At 61.7% G+C, this 26,779-nt stretch carries 29 protein-coding genes; 19 read left to right on the forward strand and 10 right to left on the reverse strand.

Features of this window, described 5'->3' with window-relative positions:
- Window positions 1–46: 46 nt before the first annotated feature.
- On the reverse strand, window positions 47–907 hold the full coding sequence (locus tag J7E36_RS13310; RefSeq protein ID WP_215003639.1) for a MurR/RpiR family transcriptional regulator: 861 nt from the start codon (window positions 905–907) through the stop codon (window positions 47–49).
- 196 nt (window positions 908–1,103) lie between these two features.
- On the opposite strand from J7E36_RS13310, the gene zwf reads away from it, so the two are divergent.
- From zwf to J7E36_RS13325, 3 genes are read left to right on the forward strand one after another with little or no spacing between them, the layout of a single operon-like run.
- Entirely contained in the window at window positions 1,104–2,573 is a 1,470-nt protein-coding gene (gene zwf, locus J7E36_RS13315; RefSeq protein ID WP_215003588.1) for a glucose-6-phosphate dehydrogenase, read from the forward strand.
- Window positions 2,560–3,273 carry a 6-phosphogluconolactonase gene (pgl, locus tag J7E36_RS13320; RefSeq protein ID WP_215003590.1) on the forward strand — a complete coding sequence of 238 codons (714 nt, stop codon included), beginning with the start codon at window positions 2,560–2,562 and terminating at the stop codon, window positions 3,271–3,273. Before zwf ends, pgl begins: the two co-directional genes overlap by 14 nt.
- A 17-nt stretch (window positions 3,274–3,290) precedes the next feature.
- The gene (locus J7E36_RS13325) at window positions 3,291–3,956 is read left to right on the forward strand and encodes a bifunctional 4-hydroxy-2-oxoglutarate aldolase/2-dehydro-3-deoxy-phosphogluconate aldolase (protein ID WP_215003592.1); all 666 of its coding nucleotides are present in this window, start codon (window positions 3,291–3,293) and stop codon (window positions 3,954–3,956) included.
- A gap of 138 nt (window positions 3,957–4,094) precedes the next feature.
- On the opposite strand, the gene J7E36_RS13330 is transcribed toward J7E36_RS13325, so the two are convergent.
- Window positions 4,095–5,282 carry an aminotransferase class V-fold PLP-dependent enzyme gene (locus tag J7E36_RS13330; protein ID WP_215003594.1) on the reverse strand — a complete coding sequence of 396 codons (1,188 nt, stop codon included), beginning with the start codon at window positions 5,280–5,282 and terminating at the stop codon, window positions 4,095–4,097.
- A gap of 11 nt (window positions 5,283–5,293) precedes the next feature.
- A complete protein-coding gene (locus J7E36_RS13335) occupies window positions 5,294–5,530 on the reverse strand; it encodes a DUF3820 family protein (RefSeq protein WP_215003596.1) in 237 nt (78 codons plus the stop codon).
- 205 nt (window positions 5,531–5,735) lie between these two features.
- On the opposite strand from J7E36_RS13335, the gene J7E36_RS13340 reads away from it, so the two are divergent.
- The 4 genes from J7E36_RS13340 to J7E36_RS13355 all read left to right on the forward strand — a co-directional run bounded on the left by J7E36_RS13340 (window position 5,736) and on the right by J7E36_RS13355 (window position 9,495).
- Entirely contained in the window at window positions 5,736–6,203 is a 468-nt protein-coding gene (locus tag J7E36_RS13340) for a PA2169 family four-helix-bundle protein (RefSeq protein WP_215003598.1), read from the forward strand.
- 228 nt (window positions 6,204–6,431) lie between these two features.
- Window positions 6,432–8,429, forward strand: coding sequence for an FUSC family protein (locus J7E36_RS13345; RefSeq protein WP_215003600.1), 1,998 nt, complete (start codon window positions 6,432–6,434; stop codon window positions 8,427–8,429).
- Window positions 8,416–8,622, forward strand: coding sequence for a DUF1656 domain-containing protein (locus tag J7E36_RS13350; protein ID WP_215003602.1), 207 nt, complete (start codon window positions 8,416–8,418; stop codon window positions 8,620–8,622). The genes J7E36_RS13345 and J7E36_RS13350 overlap by 14 nt, the downstream gene beginning before the upstream one ends.
- 9 nt (window positions 8,623–8,631) lie before the next feature.
- A complete protein-coding gene (locus J7E36_RS13355; RefSeq protein WP_215003604.1) occupies window positions 8,632–9,495 on the forward strand; it encodes an efflux RND transporter periplasmic adaptor subunit in 864 nt (287 codons plus the stop codon).
- Window positions 9,496–9,679: 184 nt separating this feature from the next.
- Here the strand turns inward: J7E36_RS13355 and J7E36_RS13360 are convergent, their stop codons facing one another.
- Together J7E36_RS13360 and J7E36_RS13365 are read right to left on the reverse strand one after the other, a co-directional pair.
- Window positions 9,680–10,150, reverse strand: a complete 471-nt coding sequence (locus tag J7E36_RS13360) for a MaoC family dehydratase (protein WP_003184579.1) — start codon at window positions 10,148–10,150, stop codon at window positions 9,680–9,682.
- 42 nt (window positions 10,151–10,192) lie between these two features.
- Complete coding sequence (locus tag J7E36_RS13365) at window positions 10,193–11,137, reverse strand: alpha/beta hydrolase (RefSeq protein WP_215003606.1); 945 nt, start codon at window positions 11,135–11,137, stop codon at window positions 10,193–10,195.
- Between the two features lie 200 nt (window positions 11,138–11,337).
- Here J7E36_RS13365 and fadD2 point away from each other — a divergent pair, with 200 nt between their 5' ends.
- Together fadD2 and fadD1 are read left to right on the forward strand one after the other, a co-directional pair.
- On the forward strand, window positions 11,338–13,026 hold the full coding sequence (fadD2, locus tag J7E36_RS13370) for a long-chain-fatty-acid--CoA ligase FadD2 (RefSeq protein WP_215003608.1): 1,689 nt from the start codon (window positions 11,338–11,340) through the stop codon (window positions 13,024–13,026).
- A 370-nt stretch (window positions 13,027–13,396) separates the two neighbouring features.
- The gene (gene fadD1 / locus J7E36_RS13375; protein ID WP_215003610.1) at window positions 13,397–15,088 is read left to right on the forward strand and encodes a long-chain-fatty-acid--CoA ligase FadD1; all 1,692 of its coding nucleotides are present in this window, start codon (window positions 13,397–13,399) and stop codon (window positions 15,086–15,088) included.
- A gap of 122 nt (window positions 15,089–15,210) precedes the next feature.
- Here the strand turns inward: fadD1 and J7E36_RS13380 are convergent, their stop codons facing one another.
- A complete protein-coding gene (locus J7E36_RS13380; RefSeq protein WP_215003612.1) occupies window positions 15,211–15,588 on the reverse strand; it encodes a hypothetical protein in 378 nt (125 codons plus the stop codon).
- A gap of 196 nt (window positions 15,589–15,784) precedes the next feature.
- On the opposite strand from J7E36_RS13380, the gene J7E36_RS13385 reads away from it, so the two are divergent.
- The 3 genes from J7E36_RS13385 to def all read left to right on the forward strand — a co-directional run bounded on the left by J7E36_RS13385 (window position 15,785) and on the right by def (window position 17,634).
- Complete coding sequence (locus J7E36_RS13385) at window positions 15,785–15,976, forward strand: CsbD family protein (RefSeq protein ID WP_215003614.1); 192 nt, start codon at window positions 15,785–15,787, stop codon at window positions 15,974–15,976.
- 171 nt (window positions 15,977–16,147) lie between these two features.
- The gene (locus J7E36_RS13390) at window positions 16,148–17,098 is read left to right on the forward strand and encodes a YihY/virulence factor BrkB family protein (RefSeq protein WP_215003616.1); all 951 of its coding nucleotides are present in this window, start codon (window positions 16,148–16,150) and stop codon (window positions 17,096–17,098) included.
- Window positions 17,095–17,634, forward strand: a complete 540-nt coding sequence (def, locus tag J7E36_RS13395) for a peptide deformylase (RefSeq protein WP_215003618.1) — start codon at window positions 17,095–17,097, stop codon at window positions 17,632–17,634. The genes J7E36_RS13390 and def overlap by 4 nt, the downstream gene beginning before the upstream one ends.
- Before the next feature lie 63 nt (window positions 17,635–17,697).
- Here def and J7E36_RS13400 read toward each other — a convergent pair whose 3' ends face one another.
- Window positions 17,698–18,114 (reverse strand): GNAT family N-acetyltransferase, encoded by a 417-nt coding sequence (locus tag J7E36_RS13400; RefSeq protein WP_215003620.1) that lies wholly within the window; start codon window positions 18,112–18,114, stop codon window positions 17,698–17,700.
- 120 nt (window positions 18,115–18,234) lie between these two features.
- On the reverse strand, window positions 18,235–19,266 hold the full coding sequence (locus tag J7E36_RS13405; RefSeq protein ID WP_215003622.1) for a LacI family DNA-binding transcriptional regulator: 1,032 nt from the start codon (window positions 19,264–19,266) through the stop codon (window positions 18,235–18,237).
- A 215-nt stretch (window positions 19,267–19,481) separates the two neighbouring features.
- On the opposite strand from J7E36_RS13405, the gene J7E36_RS13410 reads away from it, so the two are divergent.
- Together J7E36_RS13410 and J7E36_RS13415 are read left to right on the forward strand one after the other, a co-directional pair.
- A complete protein-coding gene (locus tag J7E36_RS13410; protein WP_215003624.1) occupies window positions 19,482–20,015 on the forward strand; it encodes a gluconokinase in 534 nt (177 codons plus the stop codon).
- Between the two features lie 91 nt (window positions 20,016–20,106).
- Entirely contained in the window at window positions 20,107–21,459 is a 1,353-nt protein-coding gene (locus J7E36_RS13415) for a GntP family permease (protein WP_215003625.1), read from the forward strand.
- 119 nt (window positions 21,460–21,578) lie between these two features.
- Here J7E36_RS13415 and alaC read toward each other — a convergent pair whose 3' ends face one another.
- Window positions 21,579–22,796 (reverse strand): alanine transaminase, encoded by a 1,218-nt coding sequence (gene alaC / locus J7E36_RS13420; RefSeq protein WP_215003626.1) that lies wholly within the window; start codon window positions 22,794–22,796, stop codon window positions 21,579–21,581.
- A gap of 188 nt (window positions 22,797–22,984) precedes the next feature.
- Here alaC and J7E36_RS13425 point away from each other — a divergent pair, with 188 nt between their 5' ends.
- A complete protein-coding gene (locus J7E36_RS13425; RefSeq protein ID WP_215003628.1) occupies window positions 22,985–23,470 on the forward strand; it encodes a GyrI-like domain-containing protein in 486 nt (161 codons plus the stop codon).
- A 6-nt stretch (window positions 23,471–23,476) separates the two neighbouring features.
- Here the strand turns inward: J7E36_RS13425 and J7E36_RS13430 are convergent, their stop codons facing one another.
- Window positions 23,477–23,962, reverse strand: coding sequence for a GNAT family N-acetyltransferase (locus J7E36_RS13430; RefSeq protein WP_215003630.1), 486 nt, complete (start codon window positions 23,960–23,962; stop codon window positions 23,477–23,479).
- Window positions 23,963–24,099: 137 nt separating this feature from the next.
- On the opposite strand from J7E36_RS13430, the gene J7E36_RS13435 reads away from it, so the two are divergent.
- The 4 genes from J7E36_RS13435 to J7E36_RS13450 all read left to right on the forward strand — a co-directional run bounded on the left by J7E36_RS13435 (window position 24,100) and on the right by J7E36_RS13450 (window position 26,694).
- Window positions 24,100–24,534, forward strand: coding sequence for a YybH family protein (locus J7E36_RS13435; protein WP_215003632.1), 435 nt, complete (start codon window positions 24,100–24,102; stop codon window positions 24,532–24,534).
- Window positions 24,535–24,602: 68 nt separating this feature from the next.
- Entirely contained in the window at window positions 24,603–24,947 is a 345-nt protein-coding gene (locus tag J7E36_RS13440; RefSeq protein ID WP_215003634.1) for a YciI family protein, read from the forward strand.
- 29 nt (window positions 24,948–24,976) lie between these two features.
- Window positions 24,977–25,453 (forward strand): SRPBCC family protein, encoded by a 477-nt coding sequence (locus J7E36_RS13445; RefSeq protein ID WP_215003636.1) that lies wholly within the window; start codon window positions 24,977–24,979, stop codon window positions 25,451–25,453.
- Window positions 25,453–26,694: an RNA polymerase sigma factor gene (locus tag J7E36_RS13450; protein ID WP_215003637.1), complete on the forward strand. Its 1,242-nt coding sequence runs from the start codon at window positions 25,453–25,455 to the stop codon at window positions 26,692–26,694. The genes J7E36_RS13445 and J7E36_RS13450 overlap by 1 nt, the downstream gene beginning before the upstream one ends.
- Window positions 26,695–26,779: the final 85 nt, after the last annotated feature.

Consider the following 26,779-nt stretch of genomic DNA (forward strand, 5'->3'; position numbering starts at 1 on the left):
TTTACCGGACACTAGTGACGCGGAGCGTGGGAACGAGCGGCGTGGGTCAGTTGAACTCATCCCCCACCGGATACCGGCTGGCGTTCAGGCTTTCCTTGATCTTGCGCAGGTGCGGCTGGAAATCCACGCCCCGGCGCAAGGTCATGCCGGTGGCGAGCACGTCCAGCACGGTGAGTTGGATGATCCGCGAGGTCATCGGCATGTAGATGTCGGTGTCTTCGGGCAGTGGAATGTTCAGGCTCAGGGTGCTGGCCTTCGCCAGGGGCGAATTTTCAGCGGTGAGGCCCAGCACCGAGGCACCGTTCTCCCGGGCAATGCGCGCCACTTCCACCAGTTCGCGGGTGCGGCCGGTGTAGGAAATGATCACGAACAGTTCGCCGGTATGGGCCACCGACGCGATCATGCGCTGCATCAGCACGTCGGCGTGGGCAGTGACCGCCAGGTTGAAACGGAAGAATTTATGCTGGGCATCCAGCGCCACCGGGGCCGAGGCACCAAGGCCGAAGAAGTGGATCTGCCGCGCCTGGATCAGCAGATCAACGGCGCGACTGATCAGATTTGGATCAAGGGCCTGGCAGGCGCTGTCCAATGAAGCAATGGCGCTGCCAAAGATCTTCCGGGTGTAGGCCTCCGGGTTGTCATCGGCTTCCACGGCCCGGCTGACATACGCCGCGCCGCTTGCCAGGCTCTGGGCCAGTTGCAGCTTGAGTTCCGGGTAACCGCTGACGCCGAACGAACGGCAGAACCGGTTGACGGTGGGTTCGCTGACCGATGCGGCCTGGGCGAGGGCGGCGATGCTGAAGCGGGTAGCCTGCTGAGGGTTGAGCAGGATGATCTCGGCCACTTTGCGTTCGGCCTTGTTGAGGTCTTCAAGGCGAGTCTGGATCTGTTCCAGTAAATTTCGCACGCGGTCCATACAAGATTCCTAGAAAGACGGGTCTTAGGTGCGACCCTTTGCGGTGGCCTATCCTACTGATGGCTCCGACGGACCACCACTCGGAATCGGTATTTTCGGAAAATGTTGTGGTTATTACTACATTTTTCCTTGAGTGATGCCTTGAAAAAAGGTATTTGTAGCTTAACTTGATAAAAGAACAAACATCATGCATTCGATTACGGTTGAACCGTGCACCTTTGCCTTGTTCGGCGCGTTGGGCGACCTGGCCTTGCGCAAGCTGTTCCCTGCCCTTTATCAACTCGATGGCGCGCAATTGCTGCACGAGGACACGCGAATCATCGCGCTGGCCCGTGAACCCGGCAGCGAGCAGCAGCACCTGGCATTCATCGCCACCGAGCTGCGCCGCTACGTCGACGCCAAGGACCTGGACGAGGCCGTGGTGGAGCGCTTCCTGGCGCGCCTGACGTACCTGCATGTTGATTTCCTCAAGGCCGACGACTACGTCGCCCTGGCCGAACAGGCCGGTTCGGCCCAGCAGGTCATCGCCTATTTCGCCACCCCGGCGGCGGTGTACGGGGCGATCTGCGAGAACCTGGCGAAGGTCGGCTTGAGCGAAAACACCCGCGTCGTGCTGGAGAAACCCATCGGCTCGGACCTGGAATCGTCGCGCAAGGTCAACGACGCGGTGGCGCAGTTCTTCCCGGAAAACCGCACTTACCGCATCGACCATTACCTGGGCAAGGAAACCGTCCAGAACCTCATCGCGTTGCGCTTCGCCAACAGTCTGTTCGAGACCCAGTGGAACCAGAATTACATCTCCCACGTGGAAATCACCGTGGCCGAGAAGGTCGGCATCGAAGGCCGCTGGGGCTATTTCGACAAGGCTGGCCAGCTGCGGGACATGATCCAGAACCACCTGCTCCAGCTGCTCTGCCTGATCGCCATGGACCCGCCGGCCGACCTGTCCGCCGACAGCATTCGCGACGAGAAGGTCAAGGTGCTCAGGGCCCTGGCGCCGATCAGTCCGGAAGGCCTGACCACCCAGGTGGTGCGCGGCCAGTACATCGCCGGCCACAGCGAAGGCAAGGCCGTGCCGGGCTACCTGGAAGAGCCCAACTCCAACACCCAGAGCGACACCGAGACCTTCGTCGCCCTGCGCGCCGATATCCGCAATTGGCGTTGGGCCGGGGTGCCGTTCTACCTGCGTACCGGCAAGCGCATGCCGCAGAAGCTGTCGCAGATCGTTATCCACTTCAAGGAACCGTCCCATTACATCTTCGCCCCCGAGCAGCGCTTGCAGATCAGCAACAAGCTGATCATCCGCCTGCAACCGGACGAAGGGATTTCCTTGCGGGTGATGACCAAGGAGCAGGGCCTGGACAAGGGCATGCAATTGCGCAGCGGTCCGCTGCAACTCAACTTCTCCGACACCTGGCGCAGCGCACGGATTCCCGATGCCTACGAACGGTTGTTGCTGGAAGTCATGAACGGCAATCAGAACCTGTTTGTCCGTAAAGATGAAATTGAAGCCGCGTGGACGTGGTGTGACCAGTTGATCGCCGGGTGGAAGAAATCCGGCGATGCGCCCAAGCCGTACGCGGCCGGGTCCTGGGGGCCAATGAGCTCCATTGCACTGATCACGCGGGATGGGAGGTCATGGTATGGCGATATCTGAAGTGAAACTGCCCCAAGGCGTCAGCGCCCTTGAGTTCAAGAGCCCGGTGCTGCTGGCCGAAGGCTTGGCACTGAAGGTGGCCGAGCAATTGCGCGAGGCCATCGACGCCCGCGGCACGGCGGTCCTGGTGGTGTCGGGCGGCCGTAGCCCGGTGGCGTTTTTCCAGAGCCTGGCCAAGCAGGCGCTGGACTGGTCGAACGTGGTGGTGAGCCTGGCGGATGAGCGCTGGGTACCGGTTGAACACGCCGACAGCAACGCCGGCCTACTCAAGCGCTATCTGTTGCAAGGTGCTGCGGCCAAGGCCCGGTTCCTCAGCCTCTACAGCGCCAGTGCCGACCTGGAAGCGGCGGCCGAGCAGGCGGATCGTCTGCTGGGCGAGTTGCCGTCCATCGATGTACTGGTATTGGGCATGGGTGATGACGGGCACACCGCTTCGCTGTTCCCCGACAGCCCGAACCTGGCCGAAGCCTTGGATGCCAACGGTGCTCGTCGCTGCTGGCCGATGCTGGCGCCGACCGTGCCGCACCAGCGCCTGACCATGAGTCGTGCGTTGCTGGCCTCGGCAAAACACAAAGTGCTGTCGATTTCCGGTCAGTCGAAATTGACCACCCTGAACGCCGCGGTGGCCGGTGACAACGTCGCTGAAATGCCGATCCGCGCGTTTTTGCAACCTACGTTAGAGATTTACTGGTGCCCATGAACCAAGGATCAGCCGCTATGACAAACCCATCCCCGACCGTTTCCATGGCGGACAAAGTTGCCCTGATAGACAGCCTCTGCGCCAAGGCGCGGATCCTGCCGGTAATCACCATTGCCCGCGAACAGGACATCCTGCCGCTGGCCGATGCCCTGGCCGCCGGTGGCCTGACGGCGCTGGAAGTGACCCTGCGTTCGCAGTTCGGCCTCAAGGCCATCCAGGTGCTGCGCGAGCAGCGTCCGGAGTTGGTGACCGGTGCCGGCACGGTGCTTGACCGCCACATGCTGGCCGCCGCCGAAGCGGCCGGTTCGCAGTTCATCGTCACTCCGGGTATCACTCGTGATCTGCTCGAAGCCAGCGTCTACAGCTCGATCCCGTTGCTGCCGGGCATCAGCAATGCCTCGGGCATCATGGAAGGCTACGGCCTGGGTTATCGCCGCTTCAAACTGTTCCCGGCCGAAGTCAGCGGCGGCGTCGCGGCCATCAAGGCCCTGGGCGGTCCGTTCGGCGAAGTGAAATTCTGCCCGACCGGTGGCGTCGGCCCGGCCAACATCAAGAGCTACATGGCACTGAAAAACGTGATGTGCGTGGGCGGCAGTTGGATGCTCGATCCGGAGTGGATCAAGAACGGCGACTGGGCCCGCATTCAGGAATGCACCGCCGAGGCATTGGCGCTGCTGGACTGATCGACCAAACCCTCGTTGGGTGCTCTACGGTTTTACGGTGCGCTTGGTCGGCGCACCGTTTTTTTTGCCTGGGTTTTTTAGCTGTTGGAGATCACCGCGGGAGCAAGCCCTTGCTCCCACGAGGCTCCCTGACGCTCGCTAAATGCGGCTCAAGTCGATCAGCGCAGCAATCAGCCGCTTGATGTCCCGTTCCAAGGTAATCAACCCTGGCGTGATACGTATGCACGGCCCGGCGCTGGTGTTGCGCACCACGGTGAAGATCCCGTAGTCGTTGAGCAAACGATCGGCCATCGCCTGCTGATCGGCGTGGGCGGTGAAACGCAGCGCGGTGATGCCGCAATACAGGCGACGATCGTCCGGGGTCATGACTTCGATGCCCGGGATATCGCGCACCGCGGTTACCCACAGATCGCGCAGGTAACAGAGGCGCGCGCCCTTGGCCGAAGCGCCGCCCAGGGCCCGGTGCTCTTCGAACACCAGGGGCAGGGTGAGCAGAGCGGGGATGTTGGGCGTGCTGTGGGGCGTGCGCGAGCGGATGTCGGACGCGGGGTAGCTGTCTTCGTCCATGTCCGGATCGATGTCGGCCAGCCGATGGGGAGCGATGTACAGGAAACCCAGGGCCAGCGGACCGCCGATCCACTTCTGCAGGTTGAAGCCGGCCAATTCGATGCCGAGTTTCTTCAGGTCGAAATTGATCTGGCCCAGCGCGTGGGCACCGTCGAGGATGATATCGACGCCAAATTCCCGGGCGGTTTCGGCAATCGCCTGGACCGGCATCACCAGCCCGGTGAGATGGTTGACGTAGGTCAGCGCCATCAGCTTGAGGCGAGGGTGGTCGATGAACGCCTGGCGGTAAGCGCCCACCAGGCGCTCATAGCTGGCGGGGTGCTGGTGGACGATTTCAATCACTTCTACGCCGCGCTGGCGCGCCAGCCAGCGCATGGCGCTCTTGACCGAGGCATATTCCACATCGCAGATCAGCACCTGGTCGCCCGGTTTCAAGCCGTTGTAATTGCGGATCAGCGTTTGCAGGGCGTCGACTGCGCTGGTGGCCAGCGCCACGGTCTGCGGTGAAGCTTGGATCAGTTGCGCCACCTGGTGGCGGATGGCTTCGCCGTGCTCGCGGTCGAAATGCTGGCGCACGTACAGCGAGTTTCCACGGTTGATGAATTCGATGTTGCGCTGGTATTCCTCGACGACAGTGCGGGACATGCGACCGAAGTAGCCGTTTTCCAGATTGAGCGGTCCTCCGGGGTCGACATCGTAGCGACCGACAAAGGTCTGCCAGAAAGCTTCATCATGGGCGCGCAGCGTGTTCTCGGGCATGGGGGACTCGGTCAGTGACGTGGCTTGGGTTTGCCGTGTTTGGCGCGCAACGGGTCGAGCAGGTCCGACAGACCGTTGTGGTCGATTTCCTGCATCAGTGCCAGCAGGCCGCCCAGCTCCCCAGGGGGAAAGCCTTCGCGAGCGAACCAGTTCAGGTATGGACCAGGCAGGTCGGCCAGGATTCGACCCTTGTATTTACCAAAGGGCATCTGGCGGGTGACCAGCAGTTCAAGCTTTTCCGGGTTCATGGCAGTCGTCTTGATTCATACAGTCTGGAAAATACAGGCATTCTGCATGCAGGCCAATTGACAGATCATGCAAATAACGCGAATACAGATTCTTTGGTACTTTGTAACTTATTGATTTTATTGACTATTGATTCGTTTTTTAAGCTGGCACGGCCGATGCAATATCCCTTGCAGGTTTTCTATTCACCCGCAAAGGAACTGAAAAATGACTGACATCAACAAAGAATCCATCTCCGTCCTGAACGACCTGATCGAGACCAGCAAAGATGGCCAGGAAGGGTTCAAGACCTGTGCAGAAGACATCAAGCACCCGGAACTCAAGGCGCTGTTCGTGAAGCGCTCCGCTGATTGCGCGACCGCTGCCGCCGAACTGCAAGCCGCTGTGCGTTCCCTGGGCGGCGATCCGGAAACCTCCACCAGCGTAGCCGGTGACCTGCATCGCCGTTGGGTCGACGTGAAGTCGGTGTTCACCGGCAAGGATGAAGAAGCGGTGCTCAACGAAGCCGAGCGCGGTGAAGACCACGCCCTGAAGGCTTACAAGGAAGCCATCGAGAAAATCAACAAGCACAACCTGGTGGGCATTCGTGACCTGGTTGAGCGCCAGTACCACGGCGTGCAACGCAACCATGACCAGGTCAAGGCGCTGCGTAACCAGGCGCGTGCCGCCAGCTAACCTGCGCGCCCGCTCCGAAAAAAACGCCAGCTTGCCTGGCGTTTTTTGTGGCTGTCGATTGGCTTCAAGGGGTTCAGCGCCACGGCTCAATGCCAGCCAGAAAAAGTGTATTGTGAAATTCGTCGGTAATCCCCTCTGGACTCGAATAGTTAGCCAGCTAATAATTGCGCCTGCCGATCACTCCGCATTCCATCTATTGTTACAGCGTCCCCCAGAAGAGTTTTTCGCGTGCCCATTACCTTCCAGGCCTTGTTCGCTCCCGACCGCCTCGCCTTGCAGTTCGCCATCAAGACGGTGCTCGGCGGTGGGCTGGCGTTGTGGCTGGCGTTGCGCTTCGGGCTGGAGCAGCCATCGTGGGCATTGATGACCGCGTTCATCGTCGCGCAGCCATTGTCCGGCATGGTCGTGCAAAAAGGCTTGGCGCGATTGCTGGGTACGTTGGTGGGCACGGTCATGTCCGTGGTGTTCATGGGCCTGTTCGCCCAGACGCCGTGGTTGTTCCTGTTGGCCCTGGCCTTCTGGCTGGGCTTGTGCACGGCGTGCTCCACGCTGTTGCGCAGTGCCTGGTCCTATTCATTTGTATTGGCCGGGTACACCGTGGCGATCATTGCCTTGCCGGCGATTTCCCACCCGCTGGCGGTCTTCGACCAGGCGGTGGCGCGTTGCACCGAGATCAGCCTGGGGATCGTCTGCGCCACGGCGGCCAGTGCCTTGCTCTGGCCGCTGCGGGTTGAACGGCAATTGGCCGGCCAGGCTCACGCCGCCTGGCAGAGTGGCATGCAGGCGGCCCGTGCGACGCTGGCCGGCGATGCCCAGGCGCGCAAGGGCTTGCTGGAGATCCTCGGCCGCATCGTCGCGGTGGATGCCCAGCGCGAACACGCCTGGTTCGAGGGCAGCCTGGGCCGGCAACGGGCCCGGGCCATCAGTGGCTTGAGCCAGAAATTATTGATGCTGTTGCGCATTTCCCGTTCGGTGCGTCGGCAGTGGAAGCAACTCGATCCCGAAGAAACCGAGGCCCTGCAGCCGTGGATGGACGAGGTGCTGCAAGCCCTCGAGGCCGACGGTGCGACCTTGCAAGCCTTGCGTCCACGGGTGCTCGATGCGTCTCATGACCCGCGGATCAGTTCGGCGCAAAGTTATTGCCTGGCGCGCGTCGCGTTATTGCTCGACACCGCCCTGGCCGCTTGCGCCGCCCTGAGCGCGGTGCAGGAGGGCAGGGCGGCGGACCCACCGCGCACCCTGACGCCCCATCGCGATCTGTCCCTGGCCATGGTGTTTGGCGCGCGTAGCGCCCTGGCGTTCCTCGCGGTGGCCTGTTTCTGGCTGGCGACTGCCTGGCCTGCCGCCTCGGGCGCGCTGGTGCTCACTTGCGTGGTGTGCAGCCTGTTCGCCAGTCGCGAAAACGGTGCGCAGATCGGCCTGGCCTTTTTGCGAGGGATTCTGCTGGCGGTGCCGACCGCGTTTGTGATCGGCGAGATCGTGCTGCCACAGTGGAGCAGTTTCGCAATGCTTTGCATGGCCATGGGCGTGCCATTGTTTTTCGGCGCACTGGGCATGGCCAAGCCGCAGATATTCGCCACCGCCACGTCCTTTTGCCTGCATTTCGTCGTGCTGGTGTCGCCATTGAATGCCATGAAGTACGACGTCGCAGCGTTCTTCAATAACGCCCAGGCGATGATGATCGGCGTCGGCGCCGCGGTGCTGGCGTTCAACCTGCTGATTTTGCGCAACCCGGCCTGGCACAGCCGGCGACTGCTGGCCGCGACGCTCGATGATCTGGTGCGCCTGACCCATCGCAGCCTGCACGGTGCCGAGAGCTGGTTCGGCGGGCGCATGGCCGACCGGTTGTTGCAGCTGGCGCGGCATTATCCCGAACTGCCGGTGCAGGCGCGCAGCCGTTGGGATGATGGTTTGCTGGGGCTGGACGTCGGCGATGAACTGTTGCACCTGCGCTTGAGCCTGGCCGTTGCCCAAGTGTCGGATCAACGCGCGCAGCGGCGTTACTTTGAAGCCCTGGAGCAGGCGCTTGAGCGCGGTCCGGCCGGTGACCGGGCCGATGCGCTGGCAGCGGCGAGCGCCGAGTTCCTGGACGTGTTGGCAGCCCAGCCCGCCAGTGACGCACTGAAACTGGCCCAGGGCGCGGTGGTGCAATTGCAGAACAGCTGGCGCGCCTGGTGCCGCCAGCATGAACCTGAACAACGGGAGCACAGCCATGGGCTTGCGTGAGTGGTCGATTGGCGGGGTGTTGCTCAGCCCGTTCCTGATTTACCTGTTGCTGGCGTTGCTGGTGACCGGTGCGCTGCGCCTGTTGCTCAGCCTGGTGCCGGCCGGGCGCTGGATCTGGCATGAAGCCTTGTTCGACTGCGCCCTGTATGTCTGTGTCCTGACTGTCATTACCGTGGTCCTCGGGCCGCTATAGGAGTTGAACATGCGTACTTCCGTACGTGTTGCCGTCACGCTGTGCGTGGTCGCCGTGGCGATCTTCGCCGGGTTTCATCTGTGGCAGTACTACATGCTGACGCCCTGGACCCGCGATGCGCGGATCCGCGCCGACGTGGTGGTCATCGCGCCCGATGTGTCGGGCTGGGTGCGCGAGCTCAAGGCGGTGGATAACCAGCAGGTCAAGGCTGGCGACTTATTGTTGAGCATCGACCGTGAGCGTTTCGAGGCCGCGGTGGAAAAAGCCCAAGCGGTGGTGCAGACCCGTCAGCAACAACTGAGTCTGCGCGAACACGAAGCCAGCCGACGCGCCGCCCTGGGGCCCCAGGCGATCAGCGCCGAACTGCGGGAGAATGCCCAGATCAACGCCGGCATCGCCCGCGGCGAATTGCACGAAGCCCAGGCCGAGGCCAAGGTCGCCGAGCTGAACCTGGCCCGCAGCCAGGTCCTGGCCCCCCGCAGCGGCCACATCACCAACCTGCGCCTGGCCGAAGGCAACTACGTGAACGCCGGGCAACCGGTCATGGCCCTGATCGACGATTCGACCTTCTATGTGCAGGCCTATTTTGAAGAAACCAAGCTGCCGCGGATCCGAGTGGGCGATCCGGTCAAGGTCTGGCTGATGAGCGCCGAGCATGCGTTGGAGGGACACGTCGAAAGCATCAGCCGCGGCATTACCGACCGCAACACCAACCCTGATGCGCAGTTGCTGGCGGAGGTCGAGCCGACCTTCAACTGGGTGCGCCTGGCCCAGCGGATTCCCGTGCGGATCAAACTGGACAAGGTGCCGGAAGGGGTGAACCTGAGTGCCGGGATGACGGCGAGTGTGCAGGTGAAGGAAGCGCTTCAATGATGGCTGGCATTGCGGTCATTAGTGGCTAGCTGTCGATCGTTCCCACGCTCCCGCGTGGGAACGCCGCCAGGGACGCTCCGCGTTCCGCTTCTGGAAGGTGACGCAGAGCGTCACGGGATGCATTCCCACGCGGAGCGTGGGAACGATCAACGTGGCACACCGAGCGGGAGCCAGTCAGTTTGTCTCAGCCGACAGTGATGGCCGGCAATGTCGGCAAGGTCACGGTCTGTTGCTTGCGCGGCGCGAGGATTTCGGCTTCGCCGTCCACCACCAGCTCATCGCGCTGGTTGAACACGCGAGTGGCGATGCGCACGCGAAACTTCGGCAGTTTCTCGAGGATTTCCAGGCGCACGGTCAGGGTGTCGCCGATCTTCACCGGTTTCTGGAAGCTCATCTGCTGGCCGATATAGATGGTGCCGGGTCCAGGCAGCTCGCACGCCACCGCCGCGCTGATCAACGCACCGCTGAACATGCCGTGGGCGATGCGTTCCTTGAACATGCTCGCCGCCGCGAATTCGGCGTCCAGGTGCACCGGGTTGTGGTCGCCCGACATCGCGGCAAACAGCTGGATATCGCGCTCTTCGACGGTCTTGCTGTAGCTGGCGGTCTGGCCGACTTCGAGGGCTTCGTAAGGGATGTTGGTAACCTGGGTCATGTGTCTTGAATCCTGTGACGGGTAAAGGAAAACGCTGGGAATCTATTCGCTTCGTGGCGGCCGCTTGTGGCTCAGGGCCTGGGCAATCCAGGCCAGCACGTCGGCGGTCACTTCATCGCGGTTGGTTTCATTGAACAGTTCGTGCCGGGCCTGCGGGTAGATCGTCAATTGCAGGTGCTGGCTGCCGGCGGCGCGCAGGGCGTCGGCCAGATCCTTCAGACGCTTGCCTTCGCTCACCGGATCACATTCGCCGCCGATCACCAGCAACGGCAGGCCCGGATCGATCTGGGCGAGAGTGGACGCTTTGCTGATTTGCTGCAACCCGCCGAGCAGGTCGACCCACAGCTGATTGGTGCAGCGAAAGCCGCACAGAGGGTCTTGGATGTACCTGTCGACTTCGGCCGGGTCGCGGCTGAGCCAGTCGAAGGCGGTGCGCGTCGGCTTGAAGTGTTTATTGAAACTGCCGAACGACAGCCACTCGATCAATGCGCTACGGCCGGTGGCTCCCTGGCGGCGGCGCTCGAAGCGGGCGATCAGGCGGGCGGCGCGGTAGAGCGCCACGGGCTGGAAGTTGGAGCCACTGAGGATCGCCCCGTGCAGGCTGGCACTGTGGTGCAGCAGATAGCCCTGGGCGATGTAGCTGCCCATGCTGTGGCCGAGCAACACAATCGGGGTCTCGGGATGTTGCTGGACGATGTGATGGTGGAGGCTGGCCAGGTCGCCGACGACCTTGGCCCAGCCGTCCTCGTCCGCGTAGTGACCAAGGGGCGCCTCGGCGGCGGTGCGGCCATGGCCGCGCAAGTCCGGCGCGTAGACGCCGTAGCCTGCGTCGCACAATGCCTGGGCCAGACGCGCGTAGCGGGCGCTGTGCTCGGCCATGCCGTGGGCCAGCATGATCACCGCCACCGGCGCGGTGTCAGGCAGCCACTGGTTGACGAACAGGCGGCTGTGGTCGGTTGCGGTCAGCCAGAACGTTTGGTGGATCATGGTGGTTCCTTGGCAGTGTTGCTCAATGGTATAGCGCATCCGTTAACCACACGGACTGCTAGGCAGGAAGATTCACACAATCTATGACGCAGGTTGGCATATTTGCCTGATTGACCATAGCTGCTAGTGTCCCAGAAGCTCCGCCTCTGCAAGCGATACAGACGCGGCCCGGATACGCTCAGGTAACGAGGACAAAAACAATGCAGCCTGATTTCTGGAATGACAAACGCCCGGCCGGCGTGCCCCTGGACGTCGATCTCGGGGCCTATAAGTCGGTGATCGAGGTGTTCGAACGTTCCTGCAAGAAATTCGCCGACCGTCCGGCGTTCAGCAACATGGGGGTGACCCTCACGTATGCCGAGCTCGAACGCTACAGCGCGGCCTTCGCCGGTTACCTGCAAGCCCACACCGACCTGGCGCCGGGTGATCGTATCGCGGTGCAGATGCCCAATGTGCTGCATTATCCGATTGCCGTGTTCGGCGCCTTGCGCGCCGGGCTGATCGTGGTCAACACCAACCCGCTGTACACCCCTCGGGAAATGCGCCACCAGTTCAAGGATTCCGGTGCCCGGGCGCTGGTGTACATGAACCTGTTCGGCAAGAAGGTCCAGGAGGTGCTGCCCGACACCGACCTGCAATACCTGATCGAAGCCAGGATGGGCGACCTGATGTCCACCGCCAAGGGCTGGCTGGTCAACACGATGGTGAGCAAGGTCAAGAAAATGGTCCCGGACTATTCGCTGCCCCAGGCCATTTCGTTCAAAAGCGCGCTGCGCCTGGGACGCGGCCAGGGCCTCAAGCCGCTGAAGATCAGCCTCGACGATATCGCCGTGCTGCAATACACCGGCGGCACCACCGGCTTGGCGAAGGGGGCGATGCTGACCCACGGCAACCTGGTGGCGAACATGCAACAGGCGCGGGCGTGCCTGGGGCAGTTTGGCGATGACGGCCAGCCACTGATGCGCGAGGGCCAGGAAGTGATGGTCGCGCCGTTGCCGCTGTACCACATCTATGCCTTCACCGCGAATTGCATGTGCATGATGGTCACCGGCAACCACAACGTGCTGATCACCAATCCGCGGGACATTGGCGGTTTCATCAAGGAGCTGAAGAAGTGGCGTTTCTCGGCCTTGCTGGGGCTCAACACGCTGTTCGTGGCGTTGATGGACCACCCGGATTTCAAGACCCTGGATTTCTCCCATCTCAAGGTCACCAACTCCGGCGGCACAGCCTTGGTCAAGGCCACTGCCGAGCGTTGGACGCAGCTTACCGGTTGCCGCATCACTGAAGGCTATGGCCTGACCGAGACCTCACCGGTGGCCTGCACCAACCCCTACGGCGACAAGTCCCGGCTGGGCACCGTGGGCTTGCCGGTGCCAGGCACGCTGATGAAGGTGATCAGCGACGACGGCGTCGAACAGCCGTTGGGCGAGCGCGGCGAGCTGTGCATCAAGGGCCCGCAGATCATGAAAGGCTATTGGAACAAACCCGAAGCCACCGCCGAAGTGCTGGACAGCGAAGGCTGGTTCAAGTCCGGCGACATTGCGGTGATCGACCCGGACGGTTTCGTGCGCATCGTCGACCGCAAGAAGGACATGATCATCGTCTCCGGTTTCAACGTGTACCCCAACGAGATCGAAGACGTGGTGATGGCCCATCCGAAAGTTGCCAACTGCGCGGTGATCGGCGTGCCGGACGAGCGTTCGGGGGAGGCGGTGAAGCTGTTCGTGGTAGCGCGCGAAGCGGGTGTCAGCCTTGAAGAACTCAAGGCCTACTGCAAGGAGAACTTCACCGGCTACAAGATTCCCAAGCACATCGTACTGCGCGAGTCGCTGCCGATGACGCCGGTGGGCAAGATCCTGCGCAGGGAGCTGCGCGATATCGCTTGAGGCCAGAGGCTGACAAACCCTGTGGGAGCGAGCCTGCTCGCGATAGCGGAGTGTCAGCCAATGTCCATGGCGCTGACCCACCGCTATCGCGAGCAGGCTCGCTCCCACAGGGGTTTTTGGATTGCGCAAATGCGCGACAATCCAGCTGCTTAGAATTTTTACTCTAAAAATGACCATTGAATGGTCTTGAGTCATGTTAGTGACTGTAGGGGCCTGTTTTGGCTCTAGGCGACCCTTGGCAAAGCTGCTACTCTCGGCGCGCTTTTGTGACTTCTCGGCCTTGATTCAAGCCAGATTCACCAATAAACACACACCAATAATAATCGCATCAAATGCGGTGAGAATTCGCGTTGCTGAGGAGTGGGCTTCCATGATCGAAGACTTTTGGAAGGATAAGTACCCAGCTGGGATTGCTGCCGACATCAATCCAGACGAGTATCCGAATATTCAGGCGGTGTTGAAGCAGTCCTGCCAACGCTTTGCCAACAAGCCGGCGTTCAGCAACCTCGGCAAGACCCTCACCTACGGTGAACTCTACGAATTGTCCGGGGCCTTTGCCGCGTATCTGCAACAGCATACCGATTTGCAGCCGGGCGATCGAATTGCCGTGCAACTGCCCAACGTTCTCCAGTACCCGGTGGCGGTGTTCGGTGCGATCCGCGCCGGGCTCATCGTGGTCAACACCAACCCGCTGTACACCGCGCGGGAAATGGAACACCAGTTCAACGACTCCGGCGCCAAGGCGCTGGTGTGCCTGGCGAACATGGCGCACCTGGCCGAGACCGTGGTCCCCAAGACCAGCGTCAAGCACGTCATCGTCACCGAAGTGGCCGACCTGCTGCCGCCGCTCAAGCGCCTGTTGATCAACAGCGTGATCAAGTACGTCAAGAAGATGGTGCCGGCCTATCACCTGCCCAAGGCCGTCAAGTTCAACGATGTGCTGAGCAAGGGCCACGGTCAACCCGTGAGCGAAGCCAACCCGTCCAGCGACGACGTGGCGGTGTTGCAATACACCGGCGGCACCACCGGCGTGGCCAAGGGCGCGATGCTGAGCCACCGCAACCTCGTCGCGAACATGCTGCAATGCAAGGCGCTGATGGGCTCCAACCTCAATGAAGGTTGCGAAGTGCTGATCACGCCGCTGCCGCTTTACCACATCTATGCCTTCACCTTCCATTGCATGGCGATGATGCTGATCGGCAACCACAACATCCTGATCAGCAACCCGCGCGACCTTTCGGCGATGGTCAAGGAACTGTCGAAGTGGAAGTTCAGCGGTTTCGTCGGCCTTAATACTTTGTTCGTGGCCCTGTGCAACAACGAAGCCTTCCGCAAGCTGGATTTCTCCGCACTGAAGGTCACCTTGTCCGGCGGCATGGCCCTGCAGCTGGCGGCCGCCGAGCGTTGGAAAGCCGTGACCGGCTGCCCTATCTGCGAAGGCTACGGCATGACCGAAACCAGCCCGGTCGCCACGGTCAACCCGATCCAGAACATCCAGGTCGGCACTATCGGTATCCCGGTGCCCTCGACGCTGTGCAAGGTGATCAACGACGCAGGTGTCGAGCAGCCATTGGGCGAAATCGGCGAGCTGTGTGTGAAAGGTCCGCAGGTGATGAAGGGCTACTGGCAGCGCCAGGAAGCCACCGACGAGATCCTCGACAGCGAGGGCTGGCTCAAGACCGGTGACATCGCGCTGATCCAGCCCGACGGCTACATGCGCATCGTCGATCGCAAGAAAGACATGATCCTGATCTCCGGCTTCAACGTGTACCCCAACGAACTGGAAGACGTGCTGGCGACGCTGCCGGGTGTGCTGCAATGCGCGGCCATCGGGATCCCGGACGAAAAATCCGGCGAGGCGATCAAGATCTTCATCGTTGCACGACCTGGCGTTACCTTGACCAAGGAGCAGGTCATGGAGCACATGCGCGCCAATGTCACCGGCTATAAAGTGCCGAAGGCCGTGGAGTTCCGCGACGCGCTGCCGACCACCAACGTGGGCAAGATCCTGCGGCGTGAGTTGCGCGATGAAGAACTCAGGAAGCTGGGTGTGAAGAAGTAAAAATGCCCGTCAATAAAAAGCCCCGCCGAAGCGGGGCTTTTTATTGCATGACTGCATGAAACGAGGCCGCCTTTTATGGCGAGGGAGCAAGCTCCCTCGCCATAGGGAATTGGCTGCCAGGGTTACAACCTGAACTGCGCGAAATCCAGGTTGGTGCCCCCCGGGCGCATGTCCTGCAGGTACGAATCCTTGTCGGCACTCAGCTCCAGGCTCAAGGCTGCCTTGCGCTTGCCCTGGTTGCGCACTTCCAGGCCTTCCAGCTTTTCGCGCAGGAACACCGTCGGCACCTTCAGGTGCAGCAACTCGTCAGTGGCCGGGAAGTGCAGCAGCAGGTGGATCCATTCGTACTGACCGATGGCCAGGCGCGCCACCGGGATATCGAACCAGAAAATGTTGCGGTTGCGGTTCAATTCGCTGAAGTGGCAGTTGTTGACGCCCAGGACGGCGCCGCCCAGTTCCTGGTTCCTGCGGGCGATGGCCTGTTTCTTATCGAGTTTCATAACGTTCCTACGGGATTGGAGCTTTAAGTCGCGGCTTGAATACGTGGGGCATTCTCGGGGGTTGATCGGCAAACATAAAGCCCAACCTGCACCTGACGATGAAATGTGCCGTTGAAAAAAATGAAACTCCCCGCCGATGCCCCCGGTCAATCGTTATGTAGCGACTTTCCGAACCATTGTTCACAGGAGAGACATCATGAGCAGCACGGGCGATAAAGTGAAAGGCGTGGCCAACGAAGCTGTCGGCAACATCAAGCAAGGTGTCGGCAAGGCCACCGACAATGACCGCATGCGCGCCGAAGGCGTGGTCCAGGAAAAGAAAGGCGAAGCCCAGCAAACCGTGGGCAAGGCCAAGGATGCCGTTAAAAAAGGCGTCGACGAAGCCTGACCTGGCTGTTGAAAACCACTGGAACGGCCATCCTCGGGTGGCCGTTTTCATGTCAGCCCGAACTTGCGCCGGGGAAATTGTCTCAAAGTCGTCAAACAGGTTACTTTGTGCTGGATAACAACCCGTGAGTCGCCAGGCGACCACCCCTCTTTGCGGCGGAAGGAGACGCACATGATGTTCCCGGCCTTGAAAGGCTTGCCTTTGCATCGTGTGATGATGCGCACCGTGACCGAGTTTCTCGATGACGAGATGTCGACTTATGCGTCGGCCTTGGCCTATCAGATGCTGTTTTCGTTGTTCCCTTTCATTCTTTTCCTGATCGCGTTGATCGGCTTCCTGCACCTGCCGGACTTCTTTTCCTGGCTGCGCCTGCAGTCGGAACTGGTGTTGCCACCCCAGGCCCTTGAGCAGGTCAATCCGGTAATCGACCAGCTCCAGCAGTCCAAGGGCGGGTTGTTGTCAGTGGGTATCGTCATCGCCTTGTGGACCGCCTCGGCGGGTGTGCGGCTGATGATGAGCGCGATGAATGCCGCCTATGACGTGGTGGAAGGCCGCCCGGCCTGGAAGCGCTTCCCGCTGTCGATCGTCTACACAGTCGGTATCGCCGGCATGCTGCTCATCGCAGCGGCGCTGATGGTCCTGGGGCCACAGGTGATGGAGTGGATCGCCGCCCAGGTCGGATTGGAAGAATTCATCGTCACGCTCTGGACGGTCATGCGCTGGCCGATCATCGTGATTCTGTTGATGGTCGCGGTGGCGTTGATCTATTACGTGATGCCCGACGTCAAACAGGAATTTCGCTTCATCACGCCGGGCTCGGTACTGGCGGTGGTGGTGTGGATCATCGCGTCCCTGGGGTTCGCCTTTTACGTCAAGACCTTTGCCAACTACAACGCCATGTACGGCAGTATCGGCGCGATCATCGTGTTGTTGCTGTATTTCTATATTTCAGCTGCGGTGCTGTTGCTCGGCGCGGAGATGAACGCGGTGATCGAGCACATGTCCACCGAGGGCAAGGACCCGGGTGAAAAAAGCCCCGGCGAGCACGAAAAGCAGCATGTGTCGGGCCTTGGGCGCGACCATTCCATCCCTCTCACTCAGCCTGACGAAGCCCGACCATGATTCATCAAATCCTGAAAATGGGTGACGAGCGCCTGCTGCGCATCGCCCCGCCGGTGCCGCCGGAGATGTTCGACACGCCGCAGCTCTGGCAGTTGATCGATGACATGTTCCAGACCATGGAAAGTGTCGGTGGCGTCGGCCTGGCGGCGCCGCAAATCGGCGTGGACCTGCAACTGGTGATCTTCGGCTTCGAGCACAGCGAGCGCTACCCCGACGCCGAAGCGGTGCCCCAGACGATCCTGATCAACCCGCTGATCACCCCATTGGGTCCGCAGAGGGAAGAGGGCTTTGAAGGTTGCTTGTCGGTGCCGGGCCTGCGCGGCGCGGTCGAGCGTTACCAGCACATCCGCTACGAAGGCTTCGACCCGAAGGGTGAACCGATCGTACGCACGGCGTCGGGTTTCCATGCGCGCGTGGTGCAGCATGAATGCGACCACCTGATCGGGCGCTTGTACCCGTCGCGCATCACGGATTTCAGCAAGTTCGGCTTCACCAGCGTGCTGTTCCCGGACCTGGACCCTGCGGCGGATGGTTAACTAAAGTCGACACAAAACCCCTGTGGGAGCGAGCCCGCTCCCACAGTGGATCGGTGTGGCACTTCAGGACTCGGCTCCCAACCCCATCGCAATCATCGGCTTGCTCCGGGCATACCGGCTCAAGCGTTCCGCCATCGCGCAGGGCAAGGTCGGGTCGAAGCGGAAGCCGCTGCGCTCGTAAAAGCCGCGCAGATCCGGGTGGCAGAACAACCACACAGGTTCCTCCACCTCTTTCACCGCTGTGGCGATCAACCGCGCGGCAATGCCTTGGGCGCGGTGTGCCGGGTCGACAAACAGCCCCGTCAACCAGTGCCCGCCGGCTACCGGTCGCAGGCACAGGGCGGCCACGATTTCGTCGCGCCGTGCCACCCACAGCCGGGCCTCGCGAACGGCTTTCGTCGAGGACTGGTGGGCGCGATAAAACTTGTTCATCAGCGGCCATAGCGGTGCTTCGAGCTGTGTGTAATGGGTTTCGGACATGGCGGGAACGCGACGCGGTCAGGGTCGGCGATTATAAAAGAACCTACGGACGAATGCGTCGGGTGAGCGGTCAATCCTGCCGACAAGACGTCGATCGACCGCGACCGCAAGAAAGGCCCTTCAGGTGCTTTCGCGAACCTTCAGTTCAAAACCCAGATCCACCACCGGCTGGGCGATTCGATTGCCCGCCATCAACGTCAGCATTTGCTCGGCGGCGCGCTGGCCGATGGCTTCCCGTGGGGTGCTGATGCTGCTCAGGCGCGGCACCATGTGGGCCGAGGCGGGCAGGTCGTTGAAGCCGAGGACCGAGATCTGCTCGGGGATCCTGATGCCGCAGCGCAGTGCTTCGAACAAGGCGCCGTGGGCCAGGTCGTCGTTGCCAAAGAAGATCCCATCGACGTCCGGGTGGCTGTCGAGCAATTGCAGGAACAACTCGCCGCCCAGGCCCACCGAGGACGGGCGTGGCGTCAGCAGTTCCAGGTCCGGGTCGTACACTCCGGCTTTCTGCAGTGCCCGACGAAACCCTTCGCCACGGGCCAGGGTGCGCTGGTCCAGCTGTGCGCCGATGTAGGCCAGGCGCTTGCGCCCCTTGGCAATCAAGTGCTCGGCCGCCGTCTCGCCGGCCTTGAGTTGGGAAAATCCCACGCAGTTGAGGCCGGCACCGGGGTCCAGCTCCATCATGTACACACAGGGAATGTTGCTGGCCTCGATCATGCGCCGGGCGCTTTCGGTGCGGTCGAAACCGGTCAGCAACAACCCCCGCGGCTGATAGGCCATGTAGTTGCGCAACAGGTCTTCTTCTTCGTCGCGGGAGTAGTGGTAGTTGCCGATCACCACTTCAAAGCCCTTGGGCCGCAACACCCGGTGGATCGCTTCCAGGGTGTCGATGAACAACAGGTTGGACAACGACGGCACTAGCACCACCACCGAGTGGCTCTGAGCCGAAGCCAGGGCGCGGGCGGCCGGATTGACGACGTAGTTGAGTTCCGCCGCGGCCTGGCGAACTTTTTCCACCAGTTCCGTGGCGACAGTGCTGACGCCACGCAGGGCCCGGGAAGCGGTGATGGGGCTGACACCGGCCAGGCGTGCCACTTCGTTCAGGGTAGGACGGCCGGTGGTGCGAGGATTCTTATCGTTTTTAGGGGCGGTCATCAGGGCGGCTTGCCAAACAAAAATCAAGGCACTAAGGTAGCGCTGTCTCGACGCGGCTGCAAATGCGCGAGTGGGGTTTGCCTGAACCTCGTCCGTTGGTGTCGTGAACGAACATGCTGCAACCACAAAAATGACAAGAAGGCGTCGGCAACTTCTGCTTTTGCTGCGGTGTCATAACTGGCAAAGGTAGCGCTGTCTGCGCGCTGAGGTGTTACATGAATAATCCCATCACCGCCCTGGTCATCATGGGCGTTGCCGGTTGCGGCAAAACCTGCGTCAGCCAGGCCCTGTGCCAATTGAGCGGCGCCACCGCCATTGAAGGCGACACATTCCACCCCGCGGCCAACATCCAGAAGATGAGCGCCGGTATCCCCCTGAACGACGACGACCGTGCCGGCTGGCTCGACAGCCTGTGTGACGAGTTGCGCCGTGTCGATGCCACGGGCGAGCGTCCGGTGCTGACCTGCTCGGCCCTCAAGCACAGCTATCGCGAACGCCTGCGCAGCGCCTTGCCAGGCCTGGGCTTTGTATTTCTTGAACTGACGCCCGAAGTGGCCGCTGATCGGGTTTCCCATCGGCCGGGTCATTTCATGCCGTCGACCCTGATCGACAGCCAGTTTGCCACCCTCCAGTCTCCTGTGGGTGAGCCCCTGACACTGGCTCTGGACGCGTCCAACCACAGCATCGATGAATTGGCGCACCAGGCGTACGCCTGGTGGGTGGAGCATGGTTTGAAGCTTGCCAGTTGAGTTTCAAAAAATTTGCGTCAGAAAGATAGCGCTGTCCCAACGCCTTACCCATAACTGCTTCAATAACAACAACAAATCAGGAGACACCCCCATGTTTGGCATGTCCCACGAGACGTTCCTACTGCTTGATGCAGTGGTCACGGTGATCGGACTCATCCTCCTCATCACCCAGTTCAAACTCCACCCGTTCATCGCACTGACCATCGCCGCCGCGTTTCTCGGCCTGACGTCGGGCATGCCGATCGGCACCATCATCAAGGCGTTCCAGGACGGCTTCGGTGGCGTGCTGGGCTTTGTCGGGATCATCCTGGCGCTGGGCACGATGCTCGGCAAGATGATGGCCGAGTCGGGTGGGGCCGATCAGATCGCCCAGACCCTGATCCGCGCATTCGGCAAGGACAAGGTGCAATGGGCCATGATGTTCGCCGCCTTCCTGGTGGGCATTCCGCTGTTCTTCGAGATCGGCTTCGTGCTGTTGATCCCGCTGGTGTTCATCGTGGCCCGTCGTACCGGGGTATCGATCATCAAGATCGGTATCCCGCTGCTCGCCGGCCTGTCCGCCGTGCATGGCCTGGTGCCGCCGCACCCGGGTCCGTTGCTGGCCATCGGTGTATTCGGTGCCGACATCGGCAAGACCATTCTGTACGGCCTGATCGTCGCATTGCCGACCGCCATCATCGCCGGCCCGATTTTCGGTACGTTCATCGCCAAGCACATTCCGGGTCACGCCAACCAGGAGCTGGTGGATCAACTGGCGCGCGAACCGGATGCCAAGGAACTGCCAAGCTTTGGCATCACCCTGGTCACCGTGCTGTTGCCGGTGTTCCTGATGCTGCTCAAGACCTTCGCCGACGTGGTGCTGCCGGATGGCAACATCCTGCGCACCTTCATGGACCTGGTCGGCCACCCGATCTCGGCGCTGCTGCTGGCGTTGCTGTTGTCGCTGTATACCTTCGGTCATCGCCAGGGCATCGGTGCCAACCAGATACTCAAGTTGCTCGACGCCAGCCTGGCGCCCACCGCCGCAATCATCCTGATCATCGGTGCCGGTGGTGGCTTCAAGCAGATGCTGGTGACCAGCGGCGTGGGTGACGTCATCGGCCACATGGCGGTGAACGCGCAGATCTCGCCGATCCTGCTGGCCTGGCTGGTGGCGGCGGTGATTCGTATCGCCACCGGTTCGGCCACCGTCGCGACCATCACCGGCGCCGGCATCGTGGTGCCGGTGGTGGGGATGATCCCAGGTGTGAACCGCGAGCTGCTGGTGCTGGCGACCGGCGCCGGTTCGTTGATCCTGTCCCATGTCAACGATGCGGGCTTCTGGCTGGTCAAGCAGTACTTCAACATGACCGTGGCCGAGACTTTCAAGACCTGGACCGCGATGGAAACCATCCTGTCCGTGGTGGGCCTGATCTTTATCCTGCTGCTGTCGCTGGTGGTCTAAGCCCCGGCACATAACAACTGTGGGAGCGAGCCTGCTCGCGATAGCGGTGGGTCAGTCAACATCCATGTAACTGACCCACCGCCATCGCGAGCAGGCTCGCTCCCACATGGGTTCCTGCGTCAGGCGTTGGGTTTGCTGACCAACCCATCCGCCCTGAACATCGCCCGGATCCCGCGCACTGCCTGGCGGATCCGGTCTTGGTTCTCGATCAGGGCAAAGCGCACGTGATCATCCCCATATTCACCGAACCCCACCCCCGGCGAGACGCAGACCTTGGCTTCGGCCAACAGCTTCTTGGCAAACTCCAGCGAGCCCAGGTGCGCATAGGCTTCGGGAATCTTGGCCCAGACGTACATCGAAGCCTTGGGGTTTTCCACCCTCCAGCCCAGTTCATGCAGGCCCTTGACCAGCACGTTTCGGCGTTGGCGGTACTGCTCGGCGATGTCGCGCACGCATTGCTGGTCGCCTTCCAGCGCAGCGATGGCGGCCACCTGCAAGGGTGTGAAGGTGCCGTAGTCGTGGTAACTCTTGATCCGCGCCAGGGCATTGACCAGCTCCGGGTTGCCGACCATGAAGCCGATGCGCCAGCCCGCCATGTTGTAGCTCTTGGACAGGGTGAAGAACTCCACCGCAATGTCTTTTGCACCGGGCACCTGCATGATCGACGGGGCTTTCCAGCCGTCGTAGACGATGTCGGCGTAGGCCAGGTCGTGGATCACCAGTACGTCGTACTGCTTGGCGAGGGCGATGACCCGTTCGAAGAAATCCAGCTCCACGCACTGCGCGGTGGGGTTGGACGGGAAGCCCAGGATCATCATCTTCGGCTTCGGAATCGAGCCGCGAATGGCCCGCTCCAGTTCGTCGAAGAAGTCCACCCCTGGGACCAGGGGCACCGAACGCACCTGGGCCCCGGCGATCACCGCGCCATAGATGTGGATCGGGTAGCTGGGGTTGGGCACCAGCACCGTGTCGCCCTGGTCCAGGGTGGCCAGCATCAGGTGCGCCAGGCCTTCCTTGGAACCGATGGTGACGATGGCTTCGCTTTCCGGGTCAATGTCGACTTCGTAGCGGTCCTTGTACCAGCGCGAAATGGCGCGGCGCAGGCGCGGGATGCCTTTGGACGTGGAGTAGCCGTGGGTGTCTTCGCGCTGGGCGACGGTGACCAGTTTTTCCACGATGTGGGGAGGTGTGGCGCCGTCGGGGTTACCCATGCTCAAGTCAATGATGTCTTCGCCGCGCCGACGCGCAGCCATCTTAAGCTCGGCAGTGATATTGAAGACGTAAGGGGGGAGTCGATCGATGCGCGCAAAGCGGCGCGGCGAACCTTGTTCGGCCATTGTTGCCTCGAAATACGTGAGCGCCCGGAACCGTCCGAGCGACGTTGGCCACTGCGGTGGCCTGCGTCGCAAGATAATGGGCCAAATAGCCGTTTGTCCAGGGGTGGGGCATACCTATTTTCTGGCAATCACGTTCCGGCTTCCTATACTGCCAAGCCCGACTTCAGGTTTTTCCGGAGTGTTGACGCATGGAAAAGCACACACGCGATCACGTAGACGAACCCCGCTTCGAACAGGGGCGCTTTCAGCTGATCGCCGGTTTTGGCGCGCGTTTTACCCAAGACACCGCCCAGGACATCCCGTTGCTCTGGGAAAAGTTTTTGCCCTGGCTCGGCAAGGTGCCAGGGCAGAAGGATGAAGTGACCTACGGCGTGTGCTGCAACTCCGACGGGAATGGCGGGTTCGAATACATCGCCGGGGTGGAGATCAGCCGGCTCGACGACTTGCCGGATCAATACCGCTGGATCGAAATCCAGCCCGCCCGCTACGCGGTGTTCGAACACAAGGGGCCCTTGAAAAACCTGCCGGACACGTTCCGGTACATCTGGAAGGTCTGGTTGCCCCAGTCCGCTTACGAAGCGGCGGACGCGCCGGAGTTCGAACGCTACAGCGAGGACTTCAACCCGAAGACCGGCGAGGGCAGCCTGGAGATCTGGATACCGCTTGAGCCCTGATCGGCGCTAGAACACCAGCCCCATCCGCCGCTCATAACCAATCCGCCCCTTGTACGCCTCGCCACTGTCCACCCAGCCCAGCCGGGTGTACAGGCCGATGGCCGAGTGGTTGTCGGCATCGACCGAGAGCTCCAGCCCCCTGATTTGCGGCCAGGCCGCTCGCGCCACGGCGGGCAGCGCTTGCAGGCAGGCTTTGCCGTAGCCCTTGCCCTGGGCCCGATGATCGACCTGCAAAGCGTGCAGGGTGGCGCTGTGCTCGTCGGCCCAGTCGGGCAATACCGGCGGGCGCTTGAGCAGCAGGAATGCCACCGGCACGTCATCGGCCAGCAGGGCAAAGCCCTTGACCCCCGGACCGGGCTTGGACAATAGCGTGTGCAGCGCACCGTGGATATCACCGGCGAACTTGACTTGATCGGGGTGGATTTCGATGGCTTCGACCTGCTCGCGCTGCAACGGCGTAAGGTCTTCGTAGGGCACGAGTTGGGCAGTCACAAAAAGTCCGTTGGTTACCGGCAATATGGAGTCGCAATTCTAACGTTTTTTCTCTGATTTATTTTTTTCGGGCTGTCGATCTGCTGTTGCTCCAAGCGACAAAGGGTGTCTTCAACAAAAAACTGCGGAGAATCACCATGAATACCCACGTCACTGAAAGCGAAATCCAGGCTCTGATCGACACGTATCGCCAAGCGGTCATGAGCAAGGACATCGAAAAGGTCATGACGCTCTACGACGATGACATCGTTTCCTTCGATGCCATCCAGGCCCTGCAATTCAAAGGCAAGACCGCTTACCGGGCGCATTGGCAGGCGTGCATGGAAATGTGCCCCGGCCCGCACAAGTTCGACTTCCATCAGGTCAAGATCACGCCCGCCGAGGACATCGCCTTTGCCCATTGGCTGGCTTATTGCGGTGGTACCAATGACAAAGGCGAAGAGCAGGCCTGCTGGATGCGCGTGACGGCCTGCTACCGACGCGTGGCCGGGCAATGGAAGATTGTCCACGAACATTGGTCGGCCCCGTTTGACCCGATGGCCGGCACGGCGATTTTTGATGGGCAGCCCTGATCGTCGGTTTTTTCGCCAAGTGCCTTTGCGCCGTCCATAGTTGATCCGTTCGATCCCGGAGCTTTTCCATGAAGTACTTATGCCTGGTCTACAGCAACGAACACACGCTGCATAACGCCCCCGACAGCCCGGAGGACGCTGAATGCATGGCCTATGCCGAATCGGTCCAGGGCAGCGGGCGAATGCTTGCCGCCGAGGCGCTGGAGTCGGTGCAGACCGCCACCACAGTGCGCATGCGCGGCGGCAAGCTGTCGATCACCGACGGCCCGTTTGCCGAGACCAAGGAGCAATTGGCGGGCTTCTACCTGATCGACGCCAAGGACTTGAACGAGGCCATCCAGGTCGCCGGCCACATTCCGGCGGCCCGGGTCGGCTGCGTCGAAGTGCGGCCGGTCCGCCAGCTCAATCCCTGAACAACAATCACAAACCAGGATTAAATTTCATGAACCTCAAGTCTGCCCCTCACGCGTTATCCATCAGCCGGGTGATCGACGCCCCACGCCAGAAGATTTTCCGTGCCTGGACCGAACCGGCCTTGCTGGTCCAGTGGTGGGGCCCCCACGGCATGACTACGCCGGAATGCGAAATGGACCTGTGGGTTGGTGGTCAGTTTCGCACCTTGATGCGCGCGCCGGACGGCAGTGAATACCCGACCATGGGCGTGTTTCTCGAAATCGTCGCCCCCAGTCGGCTGGTGTTCACCGATGCGTTCTTGCCCGGCTGGATCCCGTCCGGCAAAGCCTTCATGACCGCCGAAGTGGTGCTGGAGGAGGTGGGCGACAAAACCCGCTACACCGCCCGTGCGCTGCACTGGAACGACGAGGATCGCCAGGCTCACGAGGCCATGGGGTTCCATGATGGCTGGGGCCAGAGCCTGGACCGCCTGGAAACACTGGTCACCCAAGGCATGCCCGACTGATGCCTGCCGAAGCGGTCAAGGCGCGGGTCGAGCAGGTTTATCGGCAAGACTCGCGGCGGATCCTGGCGACGCTGATTCGCCTGCTGGGGGATTTCGACCTCGCTGAAGAAGCCTTGCACGAGGCGTTCTTCATCGCGGTCGAGCGCTGGCAGCGCGACGGGGTGCCGGACAATCCGCGGGCCTGGCTGGTGTCGGCCGGGCGCTTCAAGGCCATCGACCGTTTGCGTCGGCGAGCGCGGTTCGCCGCGTCCCGGCCGATGTTGATCGCCCAGCTGGAGGCGCTGGAACAGGCCGAGTGGAGTGATGAAGACGTGGAAGACGATCGCCTGCGGCTGATCTTCACCTGTTGCCATCCGACCCTGGCCTTTGATGCACAGGTGCCGCTGACGCTGCGGGAAGTCTGCGACCTGACCACCGAGGAAATCGCCCGCGCCTTTCTCGCCGCCCCGGCGGCGATTGCCCAGCGCATTGTGCGGGCCAAGGCGAAAATCCGCGACGCGAAAATCCCCTATCAAGTGCCGTCCCGGGCGGAGTTGCCGGAGCGGCTGGACAGCGTACTGCGAGTGATTTACCTGGTGTTCAACGAAGGCTACTCGGCCTCGATGGGCGCCGAGCTGACCCGCGAGGACCTGACGCGCGAGGCCGTCCGCCTCGGGCGGTTGCTGATGGAGTTGCTGCCCGAAGCCGAGGTCATGGGGTTGCTGGCGTTGATGTTGCTGCACGAATCCCGGCGTCCGGCGCGCACTTCTTCGACCGGTGAGTTGATCCTGCTGGATGAACAGGATCGGACCCAGTGGAACGCCGAGCTGATTGCCGAGGGTTGCGCCCTGGTGGAAGCCGCGCTGAGCACCCGACGGTTCGGGCCGTACTGCCTGCAAGCAGCGATTGCAGCGGTGCACGCCGAAGCACCAACGGCCGAGGCCACTGACTGGGCGCAGATCGTCGGGCTGTATGACGTGCTTTTGCGCGCCATGCCTTCGCCAGTGATCGAGCTCAATCGCGCCGCCGCCCTGGCCACGCGTGACGGCCCGCTGGAAGGCTTGCGCCTGGTCGATGGGATCCTGGCGCGTGGCGAGTTGCTCGACTATCACCTGGCTCATTCGGCGCGGGCCGAGTTCTGTCGGCAGTTGGGGCGCTTGGACGAGGCGAAGGCGTCATATCAACGGGCGCTCGAGTTGACCCGGCAACTGCCGGAGCGGCAGTTTCTCGAGGCGCGCCTGGCGGAACTAGCCAAGCAATAACAGCCGGCCCGGCGATAAACCTGTGGGAGCGAGCCTGCTCGCGATAGCGGTGGATCAGTCGACGCAGATGTTGAATGTAGTGACG

Origin of the sequence: Pseudomonas fluorescens (genome assembly GCF_018614775.1) — a bacterium.
In the GTDB taxonomy this organism is placed as follows: domain Bacteria; phylum Pseudomonadota; class Gammaproteobacteria; order Pseudomonadales; family Pseudomonadaceae; genus Aquipseudomonas; species Aquipseudomonas fluorescens_BY.

Excerpts from the sequence above, each read along its gene's own strand:
- J7E36_RS13425 (WP_215003628.1), top strand. The coding sequence starts at position 22,985 with ATGGAAAAGCACACACGCGATCACGTAGACGAACCCCGCTTCGAACAG.
- J7E36_RS13385 (WP_215003614.1), top strand. The coding sequence starts at position 15,785 with ATGAGCAGCACGGGCGATAAAGTGAAAGGCGTGGCCAACGAAGCTGTC.
- J7E36_RS13350 (WP_215003602.1), top strand. The coding sequence starts at position 8,416 with ATGGGCTTGCGTGAGTGGTCGATTGGCGGGGTGTTGCTCAGCCCGTTC.
- J7E36_RS13410 (WP_215003624.1), top strand. The coding sequence starts at position 19,482 with ATGAATAATCCCATCACCGCCCTGGTCATCATGGGCGTTGCCGGTTGC.
- J7E36_RS13400 (WP_215003620.1), bottom strand. The coding sequence starts at position 18,114 with ATGTCCGAAACCCATTACACACAGCTCGAAGCACCGCTATGGCCGCTG.
- J7E36_RS13390 (WP_215003616.1), top strand. The coding sequence starts at position 16,148 with ATGATGTTCCCGGCCTTGAAAGGCTTGCCTTTGCATCGTGTGATGATG.
- J7E36_RS13405 (WP_215003622.1), bottom strand. The coding sequence starts at position 19,266 with ATGACCGCCCCTAAAAACGATAAGAATCCTCGCACCACCGGCCGTCCT.
- J7E36_RS13355 (WP_215003604.1), top strand. The coding sequence starts at position 8,632 with ATGCGTACTTCCGTACGTGTTGCCGTCACGCTGTGCGTGGTCGCCGTG.
- J7E36_RS13365 (WP_215003606.1), bottom strand. The coding sequence starts at position 11,137 with ATGATCCACCAAACGTTCTGGCTGACCGCAACCGACCACAGCCGCCTG.
- J7E36_RS13380 (WP_215003612.1), bottom strand. The coding sequence starts at position 15,588 with ATGAAACTCGATAAGAAACAGGCCATCGCCCGCAGGAACCAGGAACTG.
- zwf (WP_215003588.1), top strand. The coding sequence starts at position 1,104 with ATGCATTCGATTACGGTTGAACCGTGCACCTTTGCCTTGTTCGGCGCG.
- fadD1 (WP_215003610.1), top strand. The coding sequence starts at position 13,397 with ATGATCGAAGACTTTTGGAAGGATAAGTACCCAGCTGGGATTGCTGCC.
- alaC (WP_215003626.1), bottom strand. The coding sequence starts at position 22,796 with ATGGCCGAACAAGGTTCGCCGCGCCGCTTTGCGCGCATCGATCGACTC.
- J7E36_RS13330 (WP_215003594.1), bottom strand. The coding sequence starts at position 5,282 with ATGCCCGAGAACACGCTGCGCGCCCATGATGAAGCTTTCTGGCAGACC.
- J7E36_RS13360 (WP_003184579.1), bottom strand. The coding sequence starts at position 10,150 with ATGACCCAGGTTACCAACATCCCTTACGAAGCCCTCGAAGTCGGCCAG.
- pgl (WP_215003590.1), top strand. The coding sequence starts at position 2,560 with ATGGCGATATCTGAAGTGAAACTGCCCCAAGGCGTCAGCGCCCTTGAG.
- J7E36_RS13340 (WP_215003598.1), top strand. The coding sequence starts at position 5,736 with ATGACTGACATCAACAAAGAATCCATCTCCGTCCTGAACGACCTGATC.
- J7E36_RS13440 (WP_215003634.1), top strand. The coding sequence starts at position 24,603 with ATGAAGTACTTATGCCTGGTCTACAGCAACGAACACACGCTGCATAAC.
- J7E36_RS13445 (WP_215003636.1), top strand. The coding sequence starts at position 24,977 with ATGAACCTCAAGTCTGCCCCTCACGCGTTATCCATCAGCCGGGTGATC.
- J7E36_RS13450 (WP_215003637.1), top strand. The coding sequence starts at position 25,453 with ATGCCTGCCGAAGCGGTCAAGGCGCGGGTCGAGCAGGTTTATCGGCAA.
- J7E36_RS13415 (WP_215003625.1), top strand. The coding sequence starts at position 20,107 with ATGTTTGGCATGTCCCACGAGACGTTCCTACTGCTTGATGCAGTGGTC.
- J7E36_RS13335 (WP_215003596.1), bottom strand. The coding sequence starts at position 5,530 with ATGAACCCGGAAAAGCTTGAACTGCTGGTCACCCGCCAGATGCCCTTT.
- J7E36_RS13435 (WP_215003632.1), top strand. The coding sequence starts at position 24,100 with ATGAATACCCACGTCACTGAAAGCGAAATCCAGGCTCTGATCGACACG.
- def (WP_215003618.1), top strand. The coding sequence starts at position 17,095 with ATGATTCATCAAATCCTGAAAATGGGTGACGAGCGCCTGCTGCGCATC.
- fadD2 (WP_215003608.1), top strand. The coding sequence starts at position 11,338 with ATGCAGCCTGATTTCTGGAATGACAAACGCCCGGCCGGCGTGCCCCTG.
- J7E36_RS13325 (WP_215003592.1), top strand. The coding sequence starts at position 3,291 with ATGACAAACCCATCCCCGACCGTTTCCATGGCGGACAAAGTTGCCCTG.